We start from the raw sequence: 18,476 nt of genomic DNA on the forward strand, positions 1-18,476 counted from the left end.
AGAGCTCCCACATCTCATCGTGCTCCCACGCGGTGAGGTGTTTCAACGCGGCCTTCCGCCAGCTCCCCTGGCGGAAGGCCGTCGTCGTTCTGAGCCGAAGCGAACGCGGCGCGCGTCATTCGTCAGCTTTTGAAATCCACCTCGACACTGCCCAGTCCAAGCAACTCCATCCGGACGTGATCTCCGACATTGAGCCATGCTGTCTGCACGAGACTGCCCGTCAGTACGAAGTCCCCGGCGCGCAGTATCTTGTCCCGGGCCGCGAGATGGTTGGCAAGCCAGGCCAGTGCATGATGTGGATGACCAAGAACATCGGCGCCGTTGCCTCGCCCCACTTCCGTGCCGTTGACGATGGCACGTCCAATCACTGACAGAAGATCAGGCGCGTTGCCACGAGCAACAGGCGCACCCAGAACACATCCTGCCGCAAAGAAATCATCCGCGATCAGTGTCGGCGCATCCATGCTGCGCCAATCCGCATAACGATCATCGACGATCTCGATGGCCGGATGATAAGCTTCGATCGCTGTTGCGACATCATCAGCGGTGAACGGCTCGCCCGATGGCATCAGATCGCTCGCGAGCTGGACCGCAATTTCACACTCCACGCCCACATGTACATAGTCGTTGTAGCGCAGCGACGTTCCGGTGGCATGAACACCGCCCATATAGAGTCCGCCGGCGCAAGGATGCGAAATGCCGAGATACTGCTGCATCACCGCACTGGTACAGCCGATCTTGTAACCGACCTGCAATCCGAAATCGGGGGAAAGCAAATTGTGAAGCGCGTCCTGCACGCGATAGCCGTCGGCTTCGTCATGCGGGACCGCGTCTGCCGGCAATATGGTGAGCGGCGCGCGGTTGCGGCGGACGTAGGCCAGGATTTTGGCAATCGCGAGGTACTTTTCCATCGGCGGTCCCTTCGCTCGTCACACGGCTCGCGCCGACATATGACCAACGCGTAACGACCGCCATCCTGCTTGGCAACCATGCACAGCGTCGCTGCCGCGAAGCGACGCTCGCACCACTACAAATCGTCCTGAAGTTCAGCCGAAGACCCTGGTCAAGTCTTCATGAAGCCGCCGCATCCCGGCGGGCCCGGTGAAGATCTCCCTCACCTCGGCAAGAGCCTCCGTGGTCAGGACGTCTTCGGAGCGTCGGCCCTGCGCCGCAGTCGCGAGAATGCGCGATGCGATGGCTGCCTGATTGCAGGAGGTGCGATGCTGCTCAGGCACCTTTGCGACGACCTTCTGCAGAACATTCCGCATCAGCGCAATTGTATCGGGATCATAAGAGGCAGGCGCAGCCATAGTTCATCCTCCCGTTTTTCTGGGGCAAGCCTACGTCCTATTGAGGAATGATGACGTTCATATTCGCGTGTTTAAGAATGTCGTCGTGCTGCAGTGCAACGACCCCGACATGCCGCATCGCGCTGCGTGCGCGGTAGCGTATTCGGAATTCCGAAATGAAAAACGGCCGCCCGATGGGCGGCCGTTTGGTATCTGAAAGACTATTCGTCGCGATAAACCTTTTCGCGCTTCTCGTGGCGCTCCTGGGCTTCCACGGAGAGTGTTGCGATCGGGCGGGCTTCAAGCCGCTTCAGCGAGATCGGTTCGCCGGTCTCCTCGCAATAGCCGTAGGTATTGTCCTCGATGCGCAGCAGCGCAGCATCGATCTTGGAGATCAACTTGCGTTGCCGGTCGCGCGCTCGCAGTTCGATCGCGCGGTCGGTTTCCGACGACGCCCGGTCAGCGAGGTCAGGGTGATTGACGTTCTCCTCCTGCAGGGTCTGCAGGGTGAGTTTCGATTCGCGGAGGATTTCTTCCTTCCAGGCCAGCAATTTCGCGCGGAAATAGTCGCGCTGCCGGTCGTTCATGAAAGGCTCTTTGTCGGAGGGGCGATAGCTTTTCAACTTGTCCAAGGCCAATCCATCTATGCGTGCAAGGCGCCGGAAATGACCGGCCGCGCCGCAGCTTATATAGCTAGGCCTTGTGACAGACAATAACGTCCGGATACCTCCGGAACCGCCGTCCACCGCGCTATTTCACCCCGGAACCGGGCTACTACAGCCACACGACAGCCCCACCCCGGTCTTTAGTCAAAAGGCTATTTGAAGGGCTATAAACGGCGTTTTGCGCGGGCTGGGCCCGCCCCAGAGCCGCTCCGAGCGGATCAGACCTGGCCAGCCTTGGCCAGCTCAACTTCGACCCGCAGCTCGATCTCAGAGAGCACGGCGTCCAGACCGGGTTCGCCTGATGATTCCTTGAGGTTGGCGGCCGCGCTGCGCAGCCGCGCCACCATGGCCGGATTGATCGAGCCCGTGAGCAGGCCGATCTTGAGTTCATCGAGGACATCGAGCGCGCCGCGGCCGCGCTTCACCGAGCGCTTGCGACGCTCCATGGGATCTTCGACGCTCTGCATGGCCAGAAGCGCATCGATGCTGTTGGCGGCCCGTGGCGCTGCGGTCGGTCTGGTCTCGGAGGTCGGTGTTGCGTCAGGCAATGAAAACCCGGTCGAACTGGTTTTCTTTGCTCCCGAAGACGGGGCTCCAAATGTGGTGCCGTTCGGTCCGTAAATGCGCATCGGCGTGTCCAGCGAGGGTAATGGCCGATCCCGGCCCACGGCGGCTTGCCGTTCGCTCAGTACCATCGCGAGCGTAAACGGACCTCCGTCCGGAAAGGTCGTCTTTTATGGTTAATCAATCGTAAACGGCCCGGCAAAATCTGCCGCAGGCGGCACATTCGCCGGGGCCAGGCCGCTCACGCGGCGTGCCTGAATTTATTATTCACATTATAAATCAGTAGCTTAATCCATAGAAATCCGCTGGCACGGCACTCGCATAATGAGAGCTGGGTCGTCGTCATTGGGAGTGGCGAGCGGTCCAGTGAAGACCTCAGCGGGGAGCAGAGGATGCCGAGCCTACCTTCGATCCGATTCTGTCAGACGGCATTTGCGGTGCTGCTCGTGCTGCTCGTGCAGGCGGTGTCGGCACATGCGACGTCGCGGATCAAGGATCTCGCCAATATCGAAGGCGTGCGGCAGAACCAGCTCATCGGTTACGGCCTCGTTGTCGGCCTCAACGGTACCGGCGACACCCTCAACAACATTCCTTTCACCAAGCAGTCGCTGCAGGCCATGCTCGAACGCATGGGCGTCAATATCCGCGGCCAGACCATCCGTACCGGCAACGTCGCCGCGGTCATGGTCACCGGCAACCTGCCCGCTTTCGGCACCCAGGGTACCCGGCTGGACGTCACCGTCTCGGCGCTCGGCGATGCCAAGAACCTGACCGGCGGCACCCTGCTGGTCACCCCCCTGCTCGGCGCCGACGGCAACGTCTACGCCGTCGCCCAGGGCTCCCTCGCCATCAACGGTTTTGCCGCCGAAGGCGCTGCCGCCAGCATCACCCGCGGCGTACCGACCGTTGGCCGCATCGCCAATGGCGCCATCATCGAGCGCGAGATCGAGTTTGCGCTGAACCGCCTGCCCAATGTGCGCCTCGCTTTGCGCAACCCCGACTTCACCACCGCCAAGCGCATTGCTGCCGCCGTCAACGACTTCCTGGGCTCCAAGACCGCCGAGCCGATCGATCCTTCCACCGTGCAGCTGTCGATCCCGCCGGAGTTCAAGGGCAACGTCGTCGCGCTGCTCACCGAGATCGAACAGCTGCAGGTCGAGCCGGATCTGGCCGCCAAGATCATCATCGACGAGCGCTCCGGCATCATCGTGATGGGCCGCGATGTCCGCGTCGCGACCGTCGCCGTGGCGCAAGGCAATCTCACGGTGACGATTTCGGAGAGCGCCAACGTCAGCCAACCCAATGCGTTCTCCAACGGGCGCACCGTCGTCACGCCGAGCACGCGCGTCGGCGTGACCGAGGACGGCAAGAAGTTCGCTCTGGTGAAGGACGGCGTATCGCTGCAACAGCTCGTCGACGGCCTCAACGGCCTCGGCATCGGCCCGCGCGATCTGATCGGCATCCTGCAGGCCATCAAGGCCGCGGGTGCCATCCAGGCCGACATCGAGGTGATGTGATGAACGTCAACACCGCCGTCGCGGCCTATCAGGCCAAGCACCCGACGATCAATGGCCGCCCCGATCAGAACCTGATCGATGCACTGCAGAAAGTATCGCCGCAAGCTCAGGCCAAGACGCGCAAGCAGTCTGAAGACTTCGAGGCGATGTTCATCAACACGATGTTTTCGCAGATGACATCAGGCATCAAGGGCGAAGGCCCGTTTGGCGACACGACTGGCACCGGCGCATGGCGTTCGATGCTGACAGACGAATATTCGAGGTCGTTCGCCAAGGCCGGCGGCGTCGGCATCTCCAACGAAGTCTTTCGTTCGCTCATCATCCAGCAGGCCAATCGCGCCAGCTGATCGCAGAGGACACCGCCATGAACAACGCGCAACGCCAGCAAGCCGCCCCGATCGTCGCACCACGTTCGGTCGCAACACCGATGGAAGCCCGCCAGCTCGCCGACGAGTTGATGAAGGTGATGAACGAATTGCTCGCCATCATCGACCAGGAGACGGTGCTGGTCCGCGCCGGCAATATCCGTGATGCGATCAAGCTCGAAGGTCCGAAGGCGGAGATTTCGCGTCGTTACATCGCGATGATCTCGCTGCTCAAGATCAGCCAGACCTATCTCGCGCAGACGACGCCCGACCTGCTCTCGGCCTTGCGCAAGCACCATGACGTGTTCCGTGCGATGCTTCAGGTCAATCTGACTGTGCTCGCCACCGCGCATGCGGTTTCGGAAGGCATTGTCCGCGGTGTCAATGCCGAGGTGCAGAAGCGTAATATCCCGCAGACCTATACAGCGGGCGGTCGCCAGGCCCAGCCCGGCCGGGCCAACATGACGCCCATCGTCGTCAGCCGGTCACTTTGATCGTATAGTTGGTCGCAGCGTGGGCGCTTGATGCGCTGCGATATCGCTGTCTTTTGAATTAAATCGTTGCACGCATGTAAGCACCGGATTCAGCCGTCCGGTGCATAATGTCGTTTGGGAACGGGTCGGGATTTATCGAATGGAGCCAGGAGGGCTGCCATGGGTGCCGACTTCAATATCAAACCGGTGGGGGCACCGGTTGCCACGCCGGTGATACGACCCGCGCCGGAAGCGGTGCGCGAAGCCGTGCCTACGCAGCTTCCCCCGGACAAGGCCGTGTCAGCAGCACCCCGTGTGCTGCAGCCGAACATTTCTGCGGCGAATTATCAGCAGGTCGACAGCGATCGCATCTCGAAGGAAGTCATCATCGACAAGGGTGCGGGCGCAATCGTGTTCGTGTCTGTGGACAAGAAGTCCAACCAGGTGATCGATCAGTACCCCGAGGAATCGCGACTGCGCTCCCGCGCCTATCTGCGCGCCATGGATACGCTCAAGCAGGACGCCAAGCTGCAGGATCGACGTATGGAGACGGACCGCAGGATCTAACGCGCTGATCAGACGTTGCGCGTAGCATAGGCCGTATCGAGATAGGTGCCGCCGGTGGCGGCGTCGGTCACGACGTTCTTGATCGTCGCCTTGTTGTTGGCCGTCATCTGGAACTTGGTGTCGCCCACCCGGAACGAGTTATCCTTGATCAGGACCTGCTGATACTTCACGGTCCCCTCGCTCTGATACTTCACCTGCGCGCGGAAGCCGTCGACCTGCGAAATCGCGATCTCGAACTTCTTGCCGTTGGCGTACTTGCCTTCCCAGCTGCCCTTATAGGCATCGGCATTCACGGCCACATACTTGCCTGGGGTCACCGGCGTCGTCGTCTTGTAGGCTGTCGCTAGGATGCTGAGAGCGTCTGCCATTGCTGCCTCATACCGCGCAGTCCGAATCACCGCGCATATCTGCCGGCGATTAGGCCGCTCAGACCGTTAAGCTATCGTTACGGAGTCACTCAGGCTCACGGGCGGCCGGACAGTCCCGCCGCAATATTGCGGTTGATATCGATGAGCGCTTGCAGATGTTCGACCTGGCGGATCTGCTGAATCGCGGTGCACTGCGTCAAAACGAAAATGCCGATATTGGCGATGTTCTGCCGGATTTCGATCGATTCCGGATTCTGGTCATTGATGGCATCGCCGACGAAGATGGACCAGAGCTTGCGGTTGAAGAGAAGAGCCTCATCAAGGCCCGCATCCGTGTGAGCCCAATTGGTCACCACGTCCTGCAGCTTGCGTGCCGCCTTGAGAAGAGCTTGTGATTCGATATCTCGGGGCGATGCTGTCGTCTGGGCGGTACGGGCGTAGGCTTGAGCACCGATCGACATTCGCTACCTCAAAAACTCTTCTTCCCGCTTGATTAGCGGACGCAATTCCTTGAGTGCTTTGTAAAGCGCGCCGCTTAAAATAAGCTTACTGACATCCTCGATTGTCTCGCGAAAGCTCGGAACCGCTTCCATTAGTTCCTTGATGAAACCGAGATAAAGGTCCTGATACGCCGGGATGTCATTCTCCAGATACATCATCTGTACGCAGAGATAGACGCGCTTGACCGGCGTCGTCGCAGTCTCCGCCGTGAGGATGTCCTTTTCACGCATGATCGGCGCATCGCCATCGATCAGGAACGCCGTGCGTGTATCAGAATTGGTGATCACGCTTTGACCGATGATGATTCGCTCACCCGGCTTCAGTTCGACTCGCAAAGGCATTCAGCTCTCCTTTTCCCTCACCGGCTCCCGTGAGACGGCATGCAAAAGCCGACGGTATCTGGTGCCACGTTTCGGGCGGGCATGCACTATCCAGGAACCCTGAAATTACGCTTGCGATCTGAATAATACCAGCGTTCAGCGGCGTACACCTTCAGGCCCGGGAAAGCTCCGGCCCCGACAAAATGCCACTGATTGATGCCCTGAGAACGAAGAACGGCGGAGTTTCCCCCGCCGTTCGGTAATCTTGGTACGGCTGTCAAACTTACTGGAGCAGCTTGAGCACGCTCTGCTGCGACTGGTTGGCCAGCGCCAGCGCGGAGACTGCGATCGACTGCCGGGTCGACAGCGCCTGGCTGTTGGCCGCTTCCTCATTGGTGTCGGCCAGTGTCAGATTGGATGAACCGGTCTGCAGCACGTTGATCAGGTTCTTGGCGAATTCCTGACGGATCTGCACGATCGACAGGTTGGAGCCGAGCGCCGAGGCCTGCGCGCGGAGAACCGAGCTGGAGATGTTGAGCGCAGCCAGCGTGTTGTTGGCCGAAGTATTGTCGAGGAAGTCCGCGCCCTTGGCGAGCTTGCTGAGCCCCAGACCTGCGGGCGTCAGCGTTGTGCCGGCGATGTTGAGCGTCGACTTGCCGGTCTCGTTGAACACCAGCTTGAGCTGATCGCCACCGAGCAGGTTGATGCCGTTGAACGAGGCATCCTGCGACGTGGTCGTGATCTGGTCGATGATGTTGTTGTACTGCGCGACGAGATTTGCGCGCGAGGTCTGCGACGCGAAGTCCTGAACCGGTGTGCTCGGCACCAGGCCATTGAACAACTTGCCGACTGCCGCGGCCGTACCGCCAATGGCGCCAATGGTCGACGAGGCCGCATCGTTGGACGTCTGGATGGTCATGAAGCCGGCGGGATCGATGACGGCCTGCAGGTTGTTCGGCGCCAGCGCGGCGTTGAGCTGCGCCAGGGTAGAGACCTGGCCGCTCGCGGTACCGAAGGTGATGTTCGTCGCGGTGCTCGACGGGTTGGTTGCGGCGATCGTCAGCGTCAGCGCCGGCGGGCCACCCAGGGCGGTCGGACCTGAGGTCCGCACCTGAGTCACCGACGTACCCAGGCCGAGCCCGGCGAGCGCGGCGGTGTTCGAGCTCGTGATCGACAGATCGGAAGCCGCACCCGTGTGCAGCGTGATCGCCCCGATGGGCGCCGCTGTATTGACTGCGGAGCCCGCACCACCCGAAAGCGCATCGATCTTGCTCAGCAGCGTAGCGACGCTGTCAGTGATGTTGATTTCGTTGGCGCCCGACGCACCCGACGCCCTGAAAGTCAGGCTCTGACCATTGACGGTGATGGTGTCGTTCGTTGCGAAGCTGGTGGCGATCGAATCGGTCGCGGCGCCACCCGACAGCAGTGTGGCGCCCGTGATGGCAGCCGCATTCTTGTTGTTCGCGATGGTACCGACGAAGGTGTTGTCAGTCTTTGCGGATGTACCCAAGAGGTTATCCGCGGTCGCGCCCGGATTGATCGGCGTCGTGATCGACGACTTGGCGTTATAGCCGACCGGAATTTGCAGCGCCTGGTTGGCGATCGATTTCGCGGTATCGACCAGCTTTTGCAAGGAAGTGATGCCGGTGTTGGCCGCCTGCAGTACCTGCACGCCGTTGCCGATGCCATCGAGCAGGCTGTTGATGTCTCCGGCGCGGCTGTCGAGGCCTGCTGCCGTGAAGAAATTGGTGGGGTTGTCGAGGGCGGTGTTGACCTTCTTGCCAGTCGCAAGACGGTTCTGCGTCGTGGACAAGAGGTCCGCGGTCGACTGCAACGACAGCAGGTTCTGGCGAACCGAAGCCGATAGAACGATGCCTGACATATGGAAACCTTCCTGTTCCCAGCGCGGTCGACCTTCAGGTCGCGCAAGCGCATGGTGCATCTGACGAGACCCGTCTCGCCGCGATGCTGCCGGTTAAATTTGACGCCCTTCTGGAAGAGGAATCTCGGTCCGCCTTGCGGCAATGCCCGGATTAACGCGGCCGATTCTCGGCCTACCTTCTTCCTACTCAGGCCGAATATGACCGACGACCATTTAAGATATGGTTAACAGCGGATTAAGGCTTTCGTAAAACTGTCCCAAAACGGCAAAGGCCCGGAAAGCTTGAGCTTTCCGGGCCTTATGCGACGATCGGACAACGAAAGACGGCGGGGCTTTCTGCCCCGCCGTCTTCTGTTTCGACTAGTCCGCTGACGTTTAGCGGAGCAGCTGGAGAACGCCCTGCTGCGACTGGTTGGCCAGCGACAGCGCGGAGACGGCGATCGACTGACGGGTCGACAGCGCCTGGCTGTTGGCCGCTTCCTCGTTGGTGTCGGCGAGCGTGAGGCTCGACGCACCGGTCTGCAGCACGTTGATCAGGTTCTTCGAGAAGTCCTGGCGCAACTGCACGACCGACAGGTTCGAGCCGAAAGCCGAAGCCTGCGAACGCAGCGTGGAGCTGGCCGTGTTCAAACCAGCCAGCAGCTTGTTGGTACCGGCGTTGTCGAGGAAATCGGTGCCCTTGGTCAGCGAAGCGAGACCGAGGCCAGCCGGATCGAAGGTGACGCCCGTGATGCTCAGCTTCGACTTGCCGGTCTCGTTGAAGGTGAGAGCCAGCGTGTCGCCGTTGAGCAGGTTGACACCGTTGAACGACGAGTCGCTCGCGGTGGTCTTGATCTGATCAATCACCGTGTTGTACTGGGCAACCAGGCCAGCGCGGGCGTTCTGCGCATTGACGTCAGCCACCGGACCACTGAGCGAGAGAGCCGCGCCGAACAGCTTGCCAGAAGCAGCCGCAGTACCACCGAAAACGCTCGTGCCCTTGGTGAAATCGAAGGACGCTTCGTCGTTGCTCGTAGTAATGGTCAGCTTGCCGGACGTTTTGTCGATCGAAGCCAGCAAGTTGCTGTTGGCCAACGCCTTGTTGAGGTCGTCGAGGGTGTTGACCTGGCCGGCACCAGTGCCGAACTTGATCGTCTGAGCAGCGCTACCATCGATGGCACCGATCGTCAGTGTTTCACCTGCGTGCGAGCTCGTTGCATGGGTCGTTCCGGCTGTGAGGCCGACCTTTGCCAGCGCGGTGCCGCCCAGGACGATGTCTCCGGTCGCGTTGCTGTTCGTCAGGGTGAGTTTGTTGCCGGCAATCGCTGCGGCAGCGGTGCCGCCACCAAGAGCCGTCTTGATCGCGGTGGTCAGGTCGTCGGTGGTCGCTGCAGCGGTCGCGGTCGTGTTCAGGTTGATGGTGCCGTCTGCGTCGGTCGTGGACGCAGCTGTGCCCGTACCGGCAGCCGTGACCTTGATCGTCGTACCGTTGACGATGAGTGTGTCACCAGCCGCGAAGCTACCGCCCGTCGCGCCGGTCAAGGCAGCCGCAGCAGCGATCGTACCGGTGGCAGTACCGGTAAGCGTCGCAGCAGTATCCGGCGTGCCGAGCAGATTGTCGGCTGTGGCGCCGGTGATCGTCGCAGTGGCCTGCGACTTCGTCGAATAGCCCGTGGTCGCCTGCAGCGCCTGGTTAGCGATCGACTTGGCGGAGTCAACGAGCTTCTGCAGCGAAGTGATGCCGGTGTTGGCAGCCTGCAGAATCTGCACGCCGTTGCCGATACCATCGAGCAGGTTGTTGATATCGCCAGCGCGGTTGTTCAGGCCCTGCGCGGTGAAGAAGTTGGTGGGATTGTCGAGCGCCGAGTTGACCTTGTTGCCGGTCGCGAGGCGGTTCTGGGTGGTGGAGAGGAGGTCCGCAGTGGACTGCAGCGAGAGCAGGTTCTGACGAACGGAAGCCGAGAGTGTAATGCCGGACATGTTTGGTTACCTTCCTGGTAGACACAACGAGCGACCTTCTTGGTCGACGGAGGGAAGATGACGCCGAGGTTCTAAAATTGCGTAAAGGGAACTGTGCGGATTTGACGCTCTCTGTGCGTGCGCTTAATTACCTGCACCCGCCCCGAAAACAACAAAGCCCGACTCGTAAAAGTCGGGCTTTGTTGTTTGTTATCAGTGCTTTTTGTGAAGCTGGAAGGTTGGCTTCCCGGACTTTCGCGAGGTAGCGAGAGCCCGGCGAAGTTGTAAACACGAAGCATCCCGTTAAAGAAACTTAACCAAGCTCATCTGATAAAGATTTGACGTGGTCTGATACGAGGCCTGCAAAGCGGTCTGCAGCGCCAGAATTTTGGTCGCGACCTCGTCGTCATTGATGCCCTCGATGGAGTCGAGCATCGTTTGGGCCATCGCCTTGGTCTGCACCTGGCGATCCGTGGACGACTTGATTGAAGCCTGCGCGCCGGCAAAGTCGGCCTGGATGTCCTGGATTGTCTGCTGGCCGGGAATATTCGCCAGGTTCTGCGCCACGCGCTGGTTCAGCGCCGCGATCTGCGCATTGGCGCTCTTTGCATAAGTCGCATTGCTGAGTTGTGCCGGATCGACGGCCACGGCTGCGAACACTGCGACGGTCTGCAGCTGCGCGCGCAGGGCCTGCTCATCGGCACGCGCGCCATATTGCACCGTGATCGATGTATCGATCTGGGAGACTGCCGATCCGCGGGCCGAGCCGTTAGCGGCAGTGTTCTGCTCGCCCTGATACCAGATCACGGTATTGTCGGCCGTGCCGGCGACGAGCGTGGTCGCAGAACCGAGCGGCGTCGAGCCGACGCGCAGCGGCGGCTGATCGAAGAAATTGTCGCCAGCCTCGATCGCGGATGCCGCAACCATCGGCCCGTTGGCGAGATCCTTCATCGCGGAGCCGAGCGTGGTATTGAGGTTCGCCGCCGTCGCTGTGCTGTCGGCGCCAATCGCAAAACTGCCTGCCGGCAGCGGCGTCTGATCCGACGCTGTCAGGACGATGTCTTCCGTGGTCCCGTCAGGCATCGTGAAAGTGAACTTCACCTGATCGCCGACATTCGGATTGGTTGCCCCGAGATCGACCGACATTGATTTCTGCACGGGCGTCGCGGGCAGCGCAGGCGGGATGGTCGCAGGCAAGTCAACCGGCTGGGTGACAGTGGCACCGGCGATCGTGGTGGACACACCTGTGACCTTCATGCCGAACGGCTGCGCCGTAGCCGGCGGTGCCGGTGTGGCGTCCTCTTCGGAGATCACCACCGAGGTCACCGGGGTTCCGACTGCGCTTCCAACGCGCCCGTTTGCGTTGACGCCGAGATCGGCCGTCTTGCGCTCGGCGATCACCTGCTTGAGGCCCGCGACGAGCGCACCATTGCCATTCATGATCTGGTCAGCGGGAGCGACAGGCGCCGTATCGGTGGCGCGGCCGGAGAACAGGTAGCGGTCACCCGACCGTGCATTCAGCATATCGACGGAATCGAAGAAGCCGAGCGAAGCCGTCTTCTGCCCCGGCGTCTGACCGGTATTGTCGAAATTGCTGCCAGCACTGACGGCGGCGCCTTTGACATCCGATCCGATCGCCACTAGCCGCTGCAGCGACAGATTTGCGACGCCAATGCGCGTGTTCAGATTGACGGCAGTATCGGCATAGGCCGCAACGCCACTGATCTGCGCGCGCAGCGCGATCGCGAGACTGCGACCGCTGCCCTGCCCTGCATAGGTGTTGGAAATCTTGCCGCTCGACAGCTGCTGCGTCAGCGCGTCGAGCTGATCGCGCAGATTGGTAATTCCGGATCCGATATAGGATGTGCGTGAGCCGACACCGCTGATCGTCATGATTACCTCAGAATGCCTGCATCAGGGTTTTGTATAATTCGTTGACCGTCGACATCACGCGCGCATTGGCCGAATAGGCATTCTGCAACGACAGCAGATGCGCCATCTCGTCATCAATGTTCACGCCGGACGCGTCTGCCATCTTCTTGTCGAGTGTGTTGAGAACGACGTTCTGACCATCCGCAAGTTGCTTGGCGGAATCCGCCGCAGCGCCCTGCTGCCCGACGAACTGGCGCATATAGCTCGACAGCGTCCCCTTGAACGGCGCCGTATCACTGCCCGTTCCCGTCGCCGGCGAATAAGTGAAACTGGCATTGTTCAACTGGTTGAGCAGGAGGGCCGACCGCGTCGTGTCGCCTGCTGCCGTCGATCCGCTATAAACCACAAGCTTGGAGGGATCGGCGACGATCGCATTGTTGATCGTCAGCCGGCCGGCGAGACCGGCCATCTGCGAACCGTTCTTGTTGATGCCACCGCTATAAGCGATGCCGCTGTCGGTGAACAGCGCCAGCTCCGGGCTGCCGTTGCTCAGATCGTTAGGACCTTGCGTGACCGTCACCGACGCCGCATTGACGTTGGCGAATGCGGGATTGTTGACGACGGTGAGTGCGCCGGCCGTGCCGGAGAACGTAGCCTGGCCGCCAAGCGCCGCGTTCAACTGATTCAGAACCGAGCCGAAGCCCGAAGAAAAATCGAGGCCGATGACAGTATCATTCGGATTGGTCGTTGCCGTATTCGGCAGCGGCAGCACGCTGGGATCATCAACCCGCATGAACGAAATTTCGCGCTGCGTGTTGGTCGCCGTATCCGTATACGTGAAGTGAATGACATTGCCCGGCTTCATTTGCGATACATCGAGCGTGAAGCCGGTCGGCGTTCCTGGCGGCAGCGTCGTCGGCGGCACCGTCGGTGCGGGGAACACGCTTCCCGCCGTCGTCTTGTCCGACAGCGCGCTCGAGATCGACGCTGCGAACTGATCGAGCTGGTTCTGTGCCTCGACTAGCGTCTTGTCGCGAAGTTCGGTGTATGCGGCGATCGTGCCCGACTTGATAGCGCCGGCAGCAGTCAGGTCGATCGATCCGCCGTTCGGAAATTCAATCACCACCGAGCCGAGATTGCTCTTGCTGGGATCCGCGCTCCACGTCGTGCCGGCCGATACCGTACCCTGGGCATTGAATGCCAGTGTCGCCGCTTCGTTGCCCACCAGCTGTACGCCGGAGCCGGTGAAGATGGTGACCTGATTGGCACCATTGGTGGTGACGCGGATATCCATCAGCTGCGATAGCTGCGTGACATATTGATCGCGCTGATCGAGCAGCGCGGCGGTGTTGGAATCCGTCGATGTTCCGCCTTGCGGATTGGCCGTCAACTGATTGTTGATCTTGGCAATCTGCTTCATCAGCGTGTTGGCGGTCGTCACCGAATCCTTGATGCCGCTTTCCGCCGCGCTGCGCAGGTTCTGAATGCCCTGCGTCATCGAATTCAATTGTTGCGCGAGTGTTTGCGCGGCGTTGAGCACGCCGATCCGCGCCGACTGACTATCCGCGCTCGTTGACAGCGCCTGCACTGCTGTCGTCAGGGCATTGAAGGAATATTCGAGCGAGCCGACCGAACCAGGATCGCCATAGAGGCTCTGCATCTGCTGCAGGAAGCTCGAACGGAGCGAGGCATAGCCCGCTCCCGACGTTTCGGTGCGGAGCTGCGCCTGGATATACTGATCGAGTTCGCGATTGACGCCGACGGTGCGGACGCTGCTGCCGTTGCCGGAATTGACTGCGACCTGATCCGTCGACTTGCGAATGTAGCCAGGCGTTTCCGCATTGGCCACATTCGAGGAGACCAGCGACATCGCGGCCTGATTGGCACGCAGGCCGGACATGGCGATGGAGAGTGCGTCGTTCAGACTCATAACTAACTGTCGCTCTCAAGGTTCACGCGGGAAGAAGGCCGCCGATGCGGCCTTGCGATTAGCGCATCACGTTCAGCAGATCCTGAACCATGGTGTTGGTGGTCGTGATCACCTTGGTATTGGCCGAATAGGCCTGCTGGGTGACGATGAGCTTGGTGAATTCATCGGCGATGTCGGTGTTGGACGACTCCAGCGACGAGCCGGAAATGCTGCCACCCTTGCCGTAAAGAGCCTCACCGGATTCGTTGGTGGTCTCGAACGCGCCGCCATCGATACGCTTGAGGAAGTTGGCGCCATTGAAGGTGGCAATGCTGACTTCAGCCAGATCGATATTGCGGCCGTTGGAGTAGCTGCCGACCACGCGTCCTTCATTGCTGACCGATACGCTCTGGAGCTGCCCTGCAGCATAGCCGTCCTGCTCGAGCTGGTTGACCTGGACGTTGCCGTTGGTGTCGGCGAATTGCGTGAGACCACCCGTGCCGAACGCCATGGTCACATTACCAAGGCTCTTGCCGCTGACGGTCAGGCCGGTCAGCGTGATCTGGCCGACGACCGGCTGCATCTGGCCGTTCGGGCCGAACTTGAAGTCGGTGCCGACATTCTGCCAGGCAGGGCTTGCACCCGTGGCCGCTGGATCGGTCTGGTAGAACAGGTTCCAGGTATCCGTTCCGCCCTGCGTGGCGGACTCGACCTTCGCCCACCTGAATTGCAGGCTGACCGGTGCACCGTTGCCGTCATAGACGGTCTTGGCGCCACCGCTGATCGATTCATCGAGGAAGGTCTGGGAGTCACTGCCGATCACGATGCCGGTGCCCGCCGTGCCGCCGCCCGAACGAAGGCCGGTGACAGTGCCGGTGAAACCCAGGGCCTGGAATGCGGCGACCGCCGTGGTCGTCGAACCTGCCGCCAGCGTAAAGTCGTTCGCCGTACCGGAGTTCAACGTGATCACGCCGGTGGCGGACACGCTCGATAGCGGCGACGCGTTGCCGGTCGCGGTGTCGATGGCGGTGAGCACGTCGCCGACAGTGGCCGTATCGATAGGGATGAAAGTCGTGCCCGGCACGGCTGCGGGAGCAACGGCGCCCGTGTAGAACGAAAGCGTCTTGGTCGTGGTGACGCCGGCACTTGTGGTCTTCAATACGAGCGTATCGCCGTTCGCGAAGCCGACCGGCAACGTATCGCTGCCGGACACGGGCGCGAGTTTGGTAGCCGCCGAGATTGGCGCCGGCGTCGTCGCGAAATTGTTGCGCGCGTTTCCGGGAACACCTGTATTGCCGAAAGGCGTTGCCGCAGTGCCCAGCACGCGCGGGTTCGACACGAAGTCGGCCGATCGCAGCAGTTCGGAACCGGGCACCGACGTCTGATGCTTGGTGGTCAGCGGATAGCTGGCGAGGTTGGCGCGATAGTCGATCTTGGTGGTGGCCTGCGACGGCAGGAAGTCATTCTGGAAGCGGAGCACTTCCGGCGTGCTGCCGGCCGGATTGCCGGTCGAGGGATCAATCTTGACGCCCTGCAGATAGTAGCCGGCGCCGTTGACGAGATAACCGTTCTTGTCGAGCGAAAAATCGCCGCGACGGGTGTATTTGTTGACGCCATCGAAGATCGGCGTGGAGTCGGAGACATTGCCCGGCTTCTGCACCGCAAAGAAGCCGTCGCCGTTGATCGCCATGTAAGTCGCGACCGAAGACGACTGCACCGAACCCGCGATGGTGTTGGTGCTGCGCGATTGGGCCGTGACGCTGCCAGCCACCTGGGCGGATGTGCCGGCATCGGGAATGAGGTCGAGGAAGCTGGTATCGATCCGCTTGAAGGCGGTGGTCTGCGAGTTCGCGATGTTGCCGGAAATGTTTTCCAGCGCATAGGAGTTCGCCCGCAGGCCCGCAACGGACGTGGTGAGAGCGCCGAAGATACCCATTACATCGTCTCCAACTTCGATCCGGGCGGCCCGCCGGATGGTGCCAAATTCGCAGCCGCTGTCGGAGGAGATGTCGCAAACCCCGTGCCAAGGGCATAAATCCAGTAAATTCAATGCACTAAAGAAAAAGCCCCGGTCCTGGGACCGGGGCACAATTGCCTAGAGGGGTAATAATTGCCGGATCGGCGCCCGATTTCGCCGGGTTCGACGTAGCCGGCGCCAGGCCTCCGGCTCAGGTCGCCGAAGGCGCTGCCGGTTTGAAGATCATCGCGAAGCCGTCCATGCAGTAGCGCAGACCGGTCGGCTTCGGGCCGTCATCGAAAACGTGACCAAGATGGCCGCCACAGCGACGGCAGTGGATCTCGGTGCGAACCATCCCGAGCGTCGAATCCTTGCGCTCGCCCACGGCATTCTGCAGTGGCTGCCAGAAGCTCGGCCAGCCAGTGCCGCTCTCGAACTTGGTCTCCGACGAGAACAGCGCATTGTCGCAGCTGGCGCAGGCGAAGGTGCCCTTGCGCTTTTCCTTGTTCAGCGGGCTCGAATACGGCCGCTCGGTGCCTTCCTTGCGCAGGATCTCGTATTGCTGCGGCGTCAGCTGCTTGCGCCATTCCTCATCGGTCTTCATGACCTCGAACTTCTCGTTCGAGGCAGCCCGCGCCGGCGAAGCCGTCAGCCATTTCAGCGACAGCAATCCTCCCAGGCCAGCAGCGGTCGTCAAAAGAAAGCGGCGGTCGATCATGGTTGGTCTCCCTGACAATCGAGACAATCATCTCGTTCGCCTGAAATACGGGGCGGACGGGCCGGAAGTTACACACCGGTTCAGAAATATTACTCACGTTTTGTTGCGCACCGGAAGCGGGCGGATCGGCCTAGCCCGGCCGCGGGCCACGTGTTCCCGCGCGCAGATTGGCCTCGGCCAGCCGCGCTTCGCGGATCCGCTCCCGTGCCCCGGCCCGTTCGCGATACCGTGCCAGTGTGCCGGCCAACGCCGAACCCTGCCGCTCCCATAGCCCGACCGCGTAGCCGACGGCCCGCCCGGTCGTGCCACCAGCCCAGACCAGTTCGAACGGCGCGAACAGCTTGAAGCGATCGTCATGGGCATACATGCCACGGGCGATCAGTTGCCCGGCCATGGCCGTCGTGTTCAGGCCCCGATGGCTGAAGCCACTGGCGACCCACAATCCCTGACGGAGTTGCCCGATCTGCGGCATGCCATGCACGGTCTGCCCGAGCGCGCCGCCGAAGGTCTCCGCCATGGCGACCTTGCCCAGCGCCGGAAACACGGTGCGGATGCGGCGCGCGATGGCGCCGGCATAACGCTCCGGCTGCCCGGCCCAGGTCGTTTCCGGGCTCGACCACATCAGCCGGTCACCCTCGACAATACGGAAGTGATCGACGCCGTCACTGTCACTCACCGAGCCCTGAAACGTCACAGCCTCGGCAAGACGCTCGCCAAGCGGTTCGGTGATGCCTGCATAGCGCCACACCGGCAACAGCGTGTCCGACAGCTTTTGGGCAGGCGCACCGAGATGGATATTGCCGGCCAGCACGATGTGTGTGGCACGCATCCGCGCCGACGGAGTCACGATGCGTTTGCGGATACCGCCGGCATCGATGCTGACTACGGGCGTGTCCTCGAAGATCCGCACACCAGCCTGTTTCGCCAGCGCTGCGAGACCCAACAGATATTTGCGGCCATCGATCTGGAACGCTTTCGGATAGTGCACGCCGTGAAAGTAGCGTCTGGTTTTCAGCACGTCGCGGACGCGGTCGATCTGCCAGCCTTCTACTTCAGTATCGAAATCTTCGCCGAGCATCTGCAGGCGTGCGATCAGACGATCGCCGACATCGACATTGGAGACTTCCAGCGCCCCCTCGGACAGGCCGAGACCGGGGATCAGGTCGTCCGATGCCTGGGTCCGGACATACTCTGCGCCCTGCTTCGACAGCGCCCACAACTCACGAGCGTCTTCCAGACCAACACGCGCAATCAGATCGGCGAGCGGCAGGCCAAAACCCGGCATCACGGTTCCCAACTGATTGCCGGATGCGTTCCAGCCGACATGACGCCCTTCGAGCACCGCGACGCTGGCACCCAGACGCGCCGCTTCCAGCGCAATGCTGAGCCCGGCGAGCCCGGCCCCGACCACGCAAACATCCACATCGAGGCTGAAGGTCAGCCGCGCGCGGTCGGCGTCGGCGACCTCAGGTCCAAATGTCACGCTTGCGGAAGGGGCGGTCATGACGTTTTCTTACGGACAGGTGGGGCGCTTGTCACCTTGTCCTCACGGTACATGTCCATTAATCCGC

General features: G+C 61.3%; 18 protein-coding genes. 4 read left to right on the forward strand and 14 right to left on the reverse strand.

The features are described from left to right. Positions 1–122: 122 nt before the first annotated feature. From CIW50_RS11040 to CIW50_RS11055, 4 genes are all read right to left on the reverse strand, one after another. Positions 123–911 (reverse strand): 2-keto-4-pentenoate hydratase, encoded by a 789-nt coding sequence (locus CIW50_RS11040; protein WP_149531251.1) that lies wholly within the window; start codon positions 909–911, stop codon positions 123–125. Between the two features lie 135 nt (positions 912–1,046). Continuing rightward, on the reverse strand, positions 1,047–1,310 hold the full coding sequence (locus CIW50_RS11045; protein ID WP_149531252.1) for a hypothetical protein: 264 nt from the start codon (positions 1,308–1,310) through the stop codon (positions 1,047–1,049). Positions 1,311–1,510: 200 nt separating this feature from the next. After that, the gene (gene dksA, locus CIW50_RS11050) at positions 1,511–1,921 is read right to left on the reverse strand and encodes an RNA polymerase-binding protein DksA (protein WP_149531253.1); all 411 of its coding nucleotides are present in this window, start codon (positions 1,919–1,921) and stop codon (positions 1,511–1,513) included. Between the two features lie 251 nt (positions 1,922–2,172). Continuing rightward, positions 2,173–2,583: a flagellar assembly protein FliX gene (locus tag CIW50_RS11055; protein WP_149531254.1), complete on the reverse strand. Its 411-nt coding sequence runs from the start codon at positions 2,581–2,583 to the stop codon at positions 2,173–2,175. Positions 2,584–2,910: 327 nt separating this feature from the next. Here CIW50_RS11055 and CIW50_RS11060 point away from each other — a divergent pair, with 327 nt between their 5' ends. From CIW50_RS11060 to CIW50_RS11075, 4 genes are all read left to right on the forward strand, one after another. After that, the gene (locus tag CIW50_RS11060) at positions 2,911–4,035 is read left to right on the forward strand and encodes a flagellar basal body P-ring protein FlgI (RefSeq protein WP_149531255.1); all 1,125 of its coding nucleotides are present in this window, start codon (positions 2,911–2,913) and stop codon (positions 4,033–4,035) included. After that, complete coding sequence (gene flgJ / locus CIW50_RS11065; protein WP_149531256.1) at positions 4,035–4,382, forward strand: flagellar assembly peptidoglycan hydrolase FlgJ; 348 nt, start codon at positions 4,035–4,037, stop codon at positions 4,380–4,382. Before CIW50_RS11060 ends, flgJ begins: the two co-directional genes overlap by 1 nt. 17 nt (positions 4,383–4,399) lie before the next feature. Continuing rightward, a complete protein-coding gene (locus CIW50_RS11070) occupies positions 4,400–4,894 on the forward strand; it encodes a hypothetical protein (protein WP_149531257.1) in 495 nt (164 codons plus the stop codon). Positions 4,895–5,053: 159 nt separating this feature from the next. Next, the gene (locus CIW50_RS11075; RefSeq protein ID WP_149531258.1) at positions 5,054–5,440 is read left to right on the forward strand and encodes a hypothetical protein; all 387 of its coding nucleotides are present in this window, start codon (positions 5,054–5,056) and stop codon (positions 5,438–5,440) included. Positions 5,441–5,448: 8 nt separating this feature from the next. On the opposite strand, the gene CIW50_RS11080 is transcribed toward CIW50_RS11075, so the two are convergent. From CIW50_RS11080 to CIW50_RS11125, 10 genes are all read right to left on the reverse strand, one after another. Further along, a complete protein-coding gene (locus CIW50_RS11080) occupies positions 5,449–5,808 on the reverse strand; it encodes a hypothetical protein (RefSeq protein ID WP_149531259.1) in 360 nt (119 codons plus the stop codon). A gap of 95 nt (positions 5,809–5,903) precedes the next feature. Continuing rightward, positions 5,904–6,269, reverse strand: a complete 366-nt coding sequence (gene flaF / locus CIW50_RS11085; protein WP_149531260.1) for a flagellar biosynthesis regulator FlaF — start codon at positions 6,267–6,269, stop codon at positions 5,904–5,906. Between the two features lie 3 nt (positions 6,270–6,272). Continuing rightward, complete coding sequence (gene flbT / locus CIW50_RS11090) at positions 6,273–6,650, reverse strand: flagellar biosynthesis repressor FlbT (RefSeq protein WP_149531261.1); 378 nt, start codon at positions 6,648–6,650, stop codon at positions 6,273–6,275. A 262-nt stretch (positions 6,651–6,912) separates the two neighbouring features. Next, the gene (locus CIW50_RS11095; RefSeq protein ID WP_149531262.1) at positions 6,913–8,511 is read right to left on the reverse strand and encodes a flagellin N-terminal helical domain-containing protein; all 1,599 of its coding nucleotides are present in this window, start codon (positions 8,509–8,511) and stop codon (positions 6,913–6,915) included. Between the two features lie 375 nt (positions 8,512–8,886). After that, complete coding sequence (locus CIW50_RS11100; RefSeq protein WP_149531263.1) at positions 8,887–10,470, reverse strand: flagellin N-terminal helical domain-containing protein; 1,584 nt, start codon at positions 10,468–10,470, stop codon at positions 8,887–8,889. 282 nt (positions 10,471–10,752) lie between these two features. After that, complete coding sequence (locus tag CIW50_RS11105) at positions 10,753–12,342, reverse strand: flagellar biosynthesis protein FlgL (RefSeq protein WP_149531264.1); 1,590 nt, start codon at positions 12,340–12,342, stop codon at positions 10,753–10,755. Between the two features lie 7 nt (positions 12,343–12,349). After that, positions 12,350–14,251, reverse strand: coding sequence for a flagellar hook-associated protein FlgK (gene flgK, locus CIW50_RS11110; RefSeq protein WP_149531265.1), 1,902 nt, complete (start codon positions 14,249–14,251; stop codon positions 12,350–12,352). A gap of 58 nt (positions 14,252–14,309) precedes the next feature. Next, positions 14,310–16,166 (reverse strand): flagellar hook-basal body complex protein, encoded by a 1,857-nt coding sequence (locus CIW50_RS11115; RefSeq protein WP_149531266.1) that lies wholly within the window; start codon positions 16,164–16,166, stop codon positions 14,310–14,312. Between the two features lie 232 nt (positions 16,167–16,398). Beyond that, the gene (gene msrB, locus CIW50_RS11120) at positions 16,399–16,905 is read right to left on the reverse strand and encodes a peptide-methionine (R)-S-oxide reductase MsrB (RefSeq protein WP_149531267.1); all 507 of its coding nucleotides are present in this window, start codon (positions 16,903–16,905) and stop codon (positions 16,399–16,401) included. A 130-nt stretch (positions 16,906–17,035) separates the two neighbouring features. Beyond that, on the reverse strand, positions 17,036–18,409 hold the full coding sequence (locus CIW50_RS11125; RefSeq protein ID WP_149531268.1) for an NAD(P)/FAD-dependent oxidoreductase: 1,374 nt from the start codon (positions 18,407–18,409) through the stop codon (positions 17,036–17,038). Positions 18,410–18,476: the final 67 nt, after the last annotated feature.

It is taken from the genome of Tardiphaga sp. P9-11 (assembly GCF_008329525.1).
Classification (GTDB): domain Bacteria; phylum Pseudomonadota; class Alphaproteobacteria; order Rhizobiales; family Xanthobacteraceae; genus Tardiphaga.

What these genes read in the sequence shown, in the direction of transcription:
- CIW50_RS11040 (WP_149531251.1), bottom strand. Translation starts at nt 911, where the DNA reads ATGGAAAAGTACCTCGCGATTGCCAAAATCCTGGCCTACGTCCGCCGC.
- CIW50_RS11045 (WP_149531252.1), bottom strand. Translation starts at nt 1,310, where the DNA reads ATGGCTGCGCCTGCCTCTTATGATCCCGATACAATTGCGCTGATGCGG.
- CIW50_RS11055 (WP_149531254.1), bottom strand. Translation starts at nt 2,583, where the DNA reads ATGCGCATTTACGGACCGAACGGCACCACATTTGGAGCCCCGTCTTCG.
- CIW50_RS11060 (WP_149531255.1), top strand. Translation starts at nt 2,911, where the DNA reads ATGCCGAGCCTACCTTCGATCCGATTCTGTCAGACGGCATTTGCGGTG.
- flgJ (WP_149531256.1), top strand. Translation starts at nt 4,035, where the DNA reads ATGAACGTCAACACCGCCGTCGCGGCCTATCAGGCCAAGCACCCGACG.
- CIW50_RS11070 (WP_149531257.1), top strand. Translation starts at nt 4,400, where the DNA reads ATGAACAACGCGCAACGCCAGCAAGCCGCCCCGATCGTCGCACCACGT.
- CIW50_RS11075 (WP_149531258.1), top strand. Translation starts at nt 5,054, where the DNA reads ATGGGTGCCGACTTCAATATCAAACCGGTGGGGGCACCGGTTGCCACG.
- CIW50_RS11080 (WP_149531259.1), bottom strand. Translation starts at nt 5,808, where the DNA reads ATGGCAGACGCTCTCAGCATCCTAGCGACAGCCTACAAGACGACGACG.
- flaF (WP_149531260.1), bottom strand. Translation starts at nt 6,269, where the DNA reads ATGTCGATCGGTGCTCAAGCCTACGCCCGTACCGCCCAGACGACAGCA.
- flbT (WP_149531261.1), bottom strand. Translation starts at nt 6,650, where the DNA reads ATGCCTTTGCGAGTCGAACTGAAGCCGGGTGAGCGAATCATCATCGGT.
- CIW50_RS11095 (WP_149531262.1), bottom strand. Translation starts at nt 8,511, where the DNA reads ATGTCAGGCATCGTTCTATCGGCTTCGGTTCGCCAGAACCTGCTGTCG.
- CIW50_RS11100 (WP_149531263.1), bottom strand. Translation starts at nt 10,470, where the DNA reads ATGTCCGGCATTACACTCTCGGCTTCCGTTCGTCAGAACCTGCTCTCG.
- CIW50_RS11105 (WP_149531264.1), bottom strand. Translation starts at nt 12,342, where the DNA reads ATGACGATCAGCGGTGTCGGCTCACGCACATCCTATATCGGATCCGGA.
- flgK (WP_149531265.1), bottom strand. Translation starts at nt 14,251, where the DNA reads ATGAGTCTGAACGACGCACTCTCCATCGCCATGTCCGGCCTGCGTGCC.
- CIW50_RS11115 (WP_149531266.1), bottom strand. Translation starts at nt 16,166, where the DNA reads ATGGGTATCTTCGGCGCTCTCACCACGTCCGTTGCGGGCCTGCGGGCG.
- msrB (WP_149531267.1), bottom strand. Translation starts at nt 16,905, where the DNA reads ATGATCGACCGCCGCTTTCTTTTGACGACCGCTGCTGGCCTGGGAGGA.
- CIW50_RS11125 (WP_149531268.1), bottom strand. Translation starts at nt 18,409, where the DNA reads ATGACCGCCCCTTCCGCAAGCGTGACATTTGGACCTGAGGTCGCCGAC.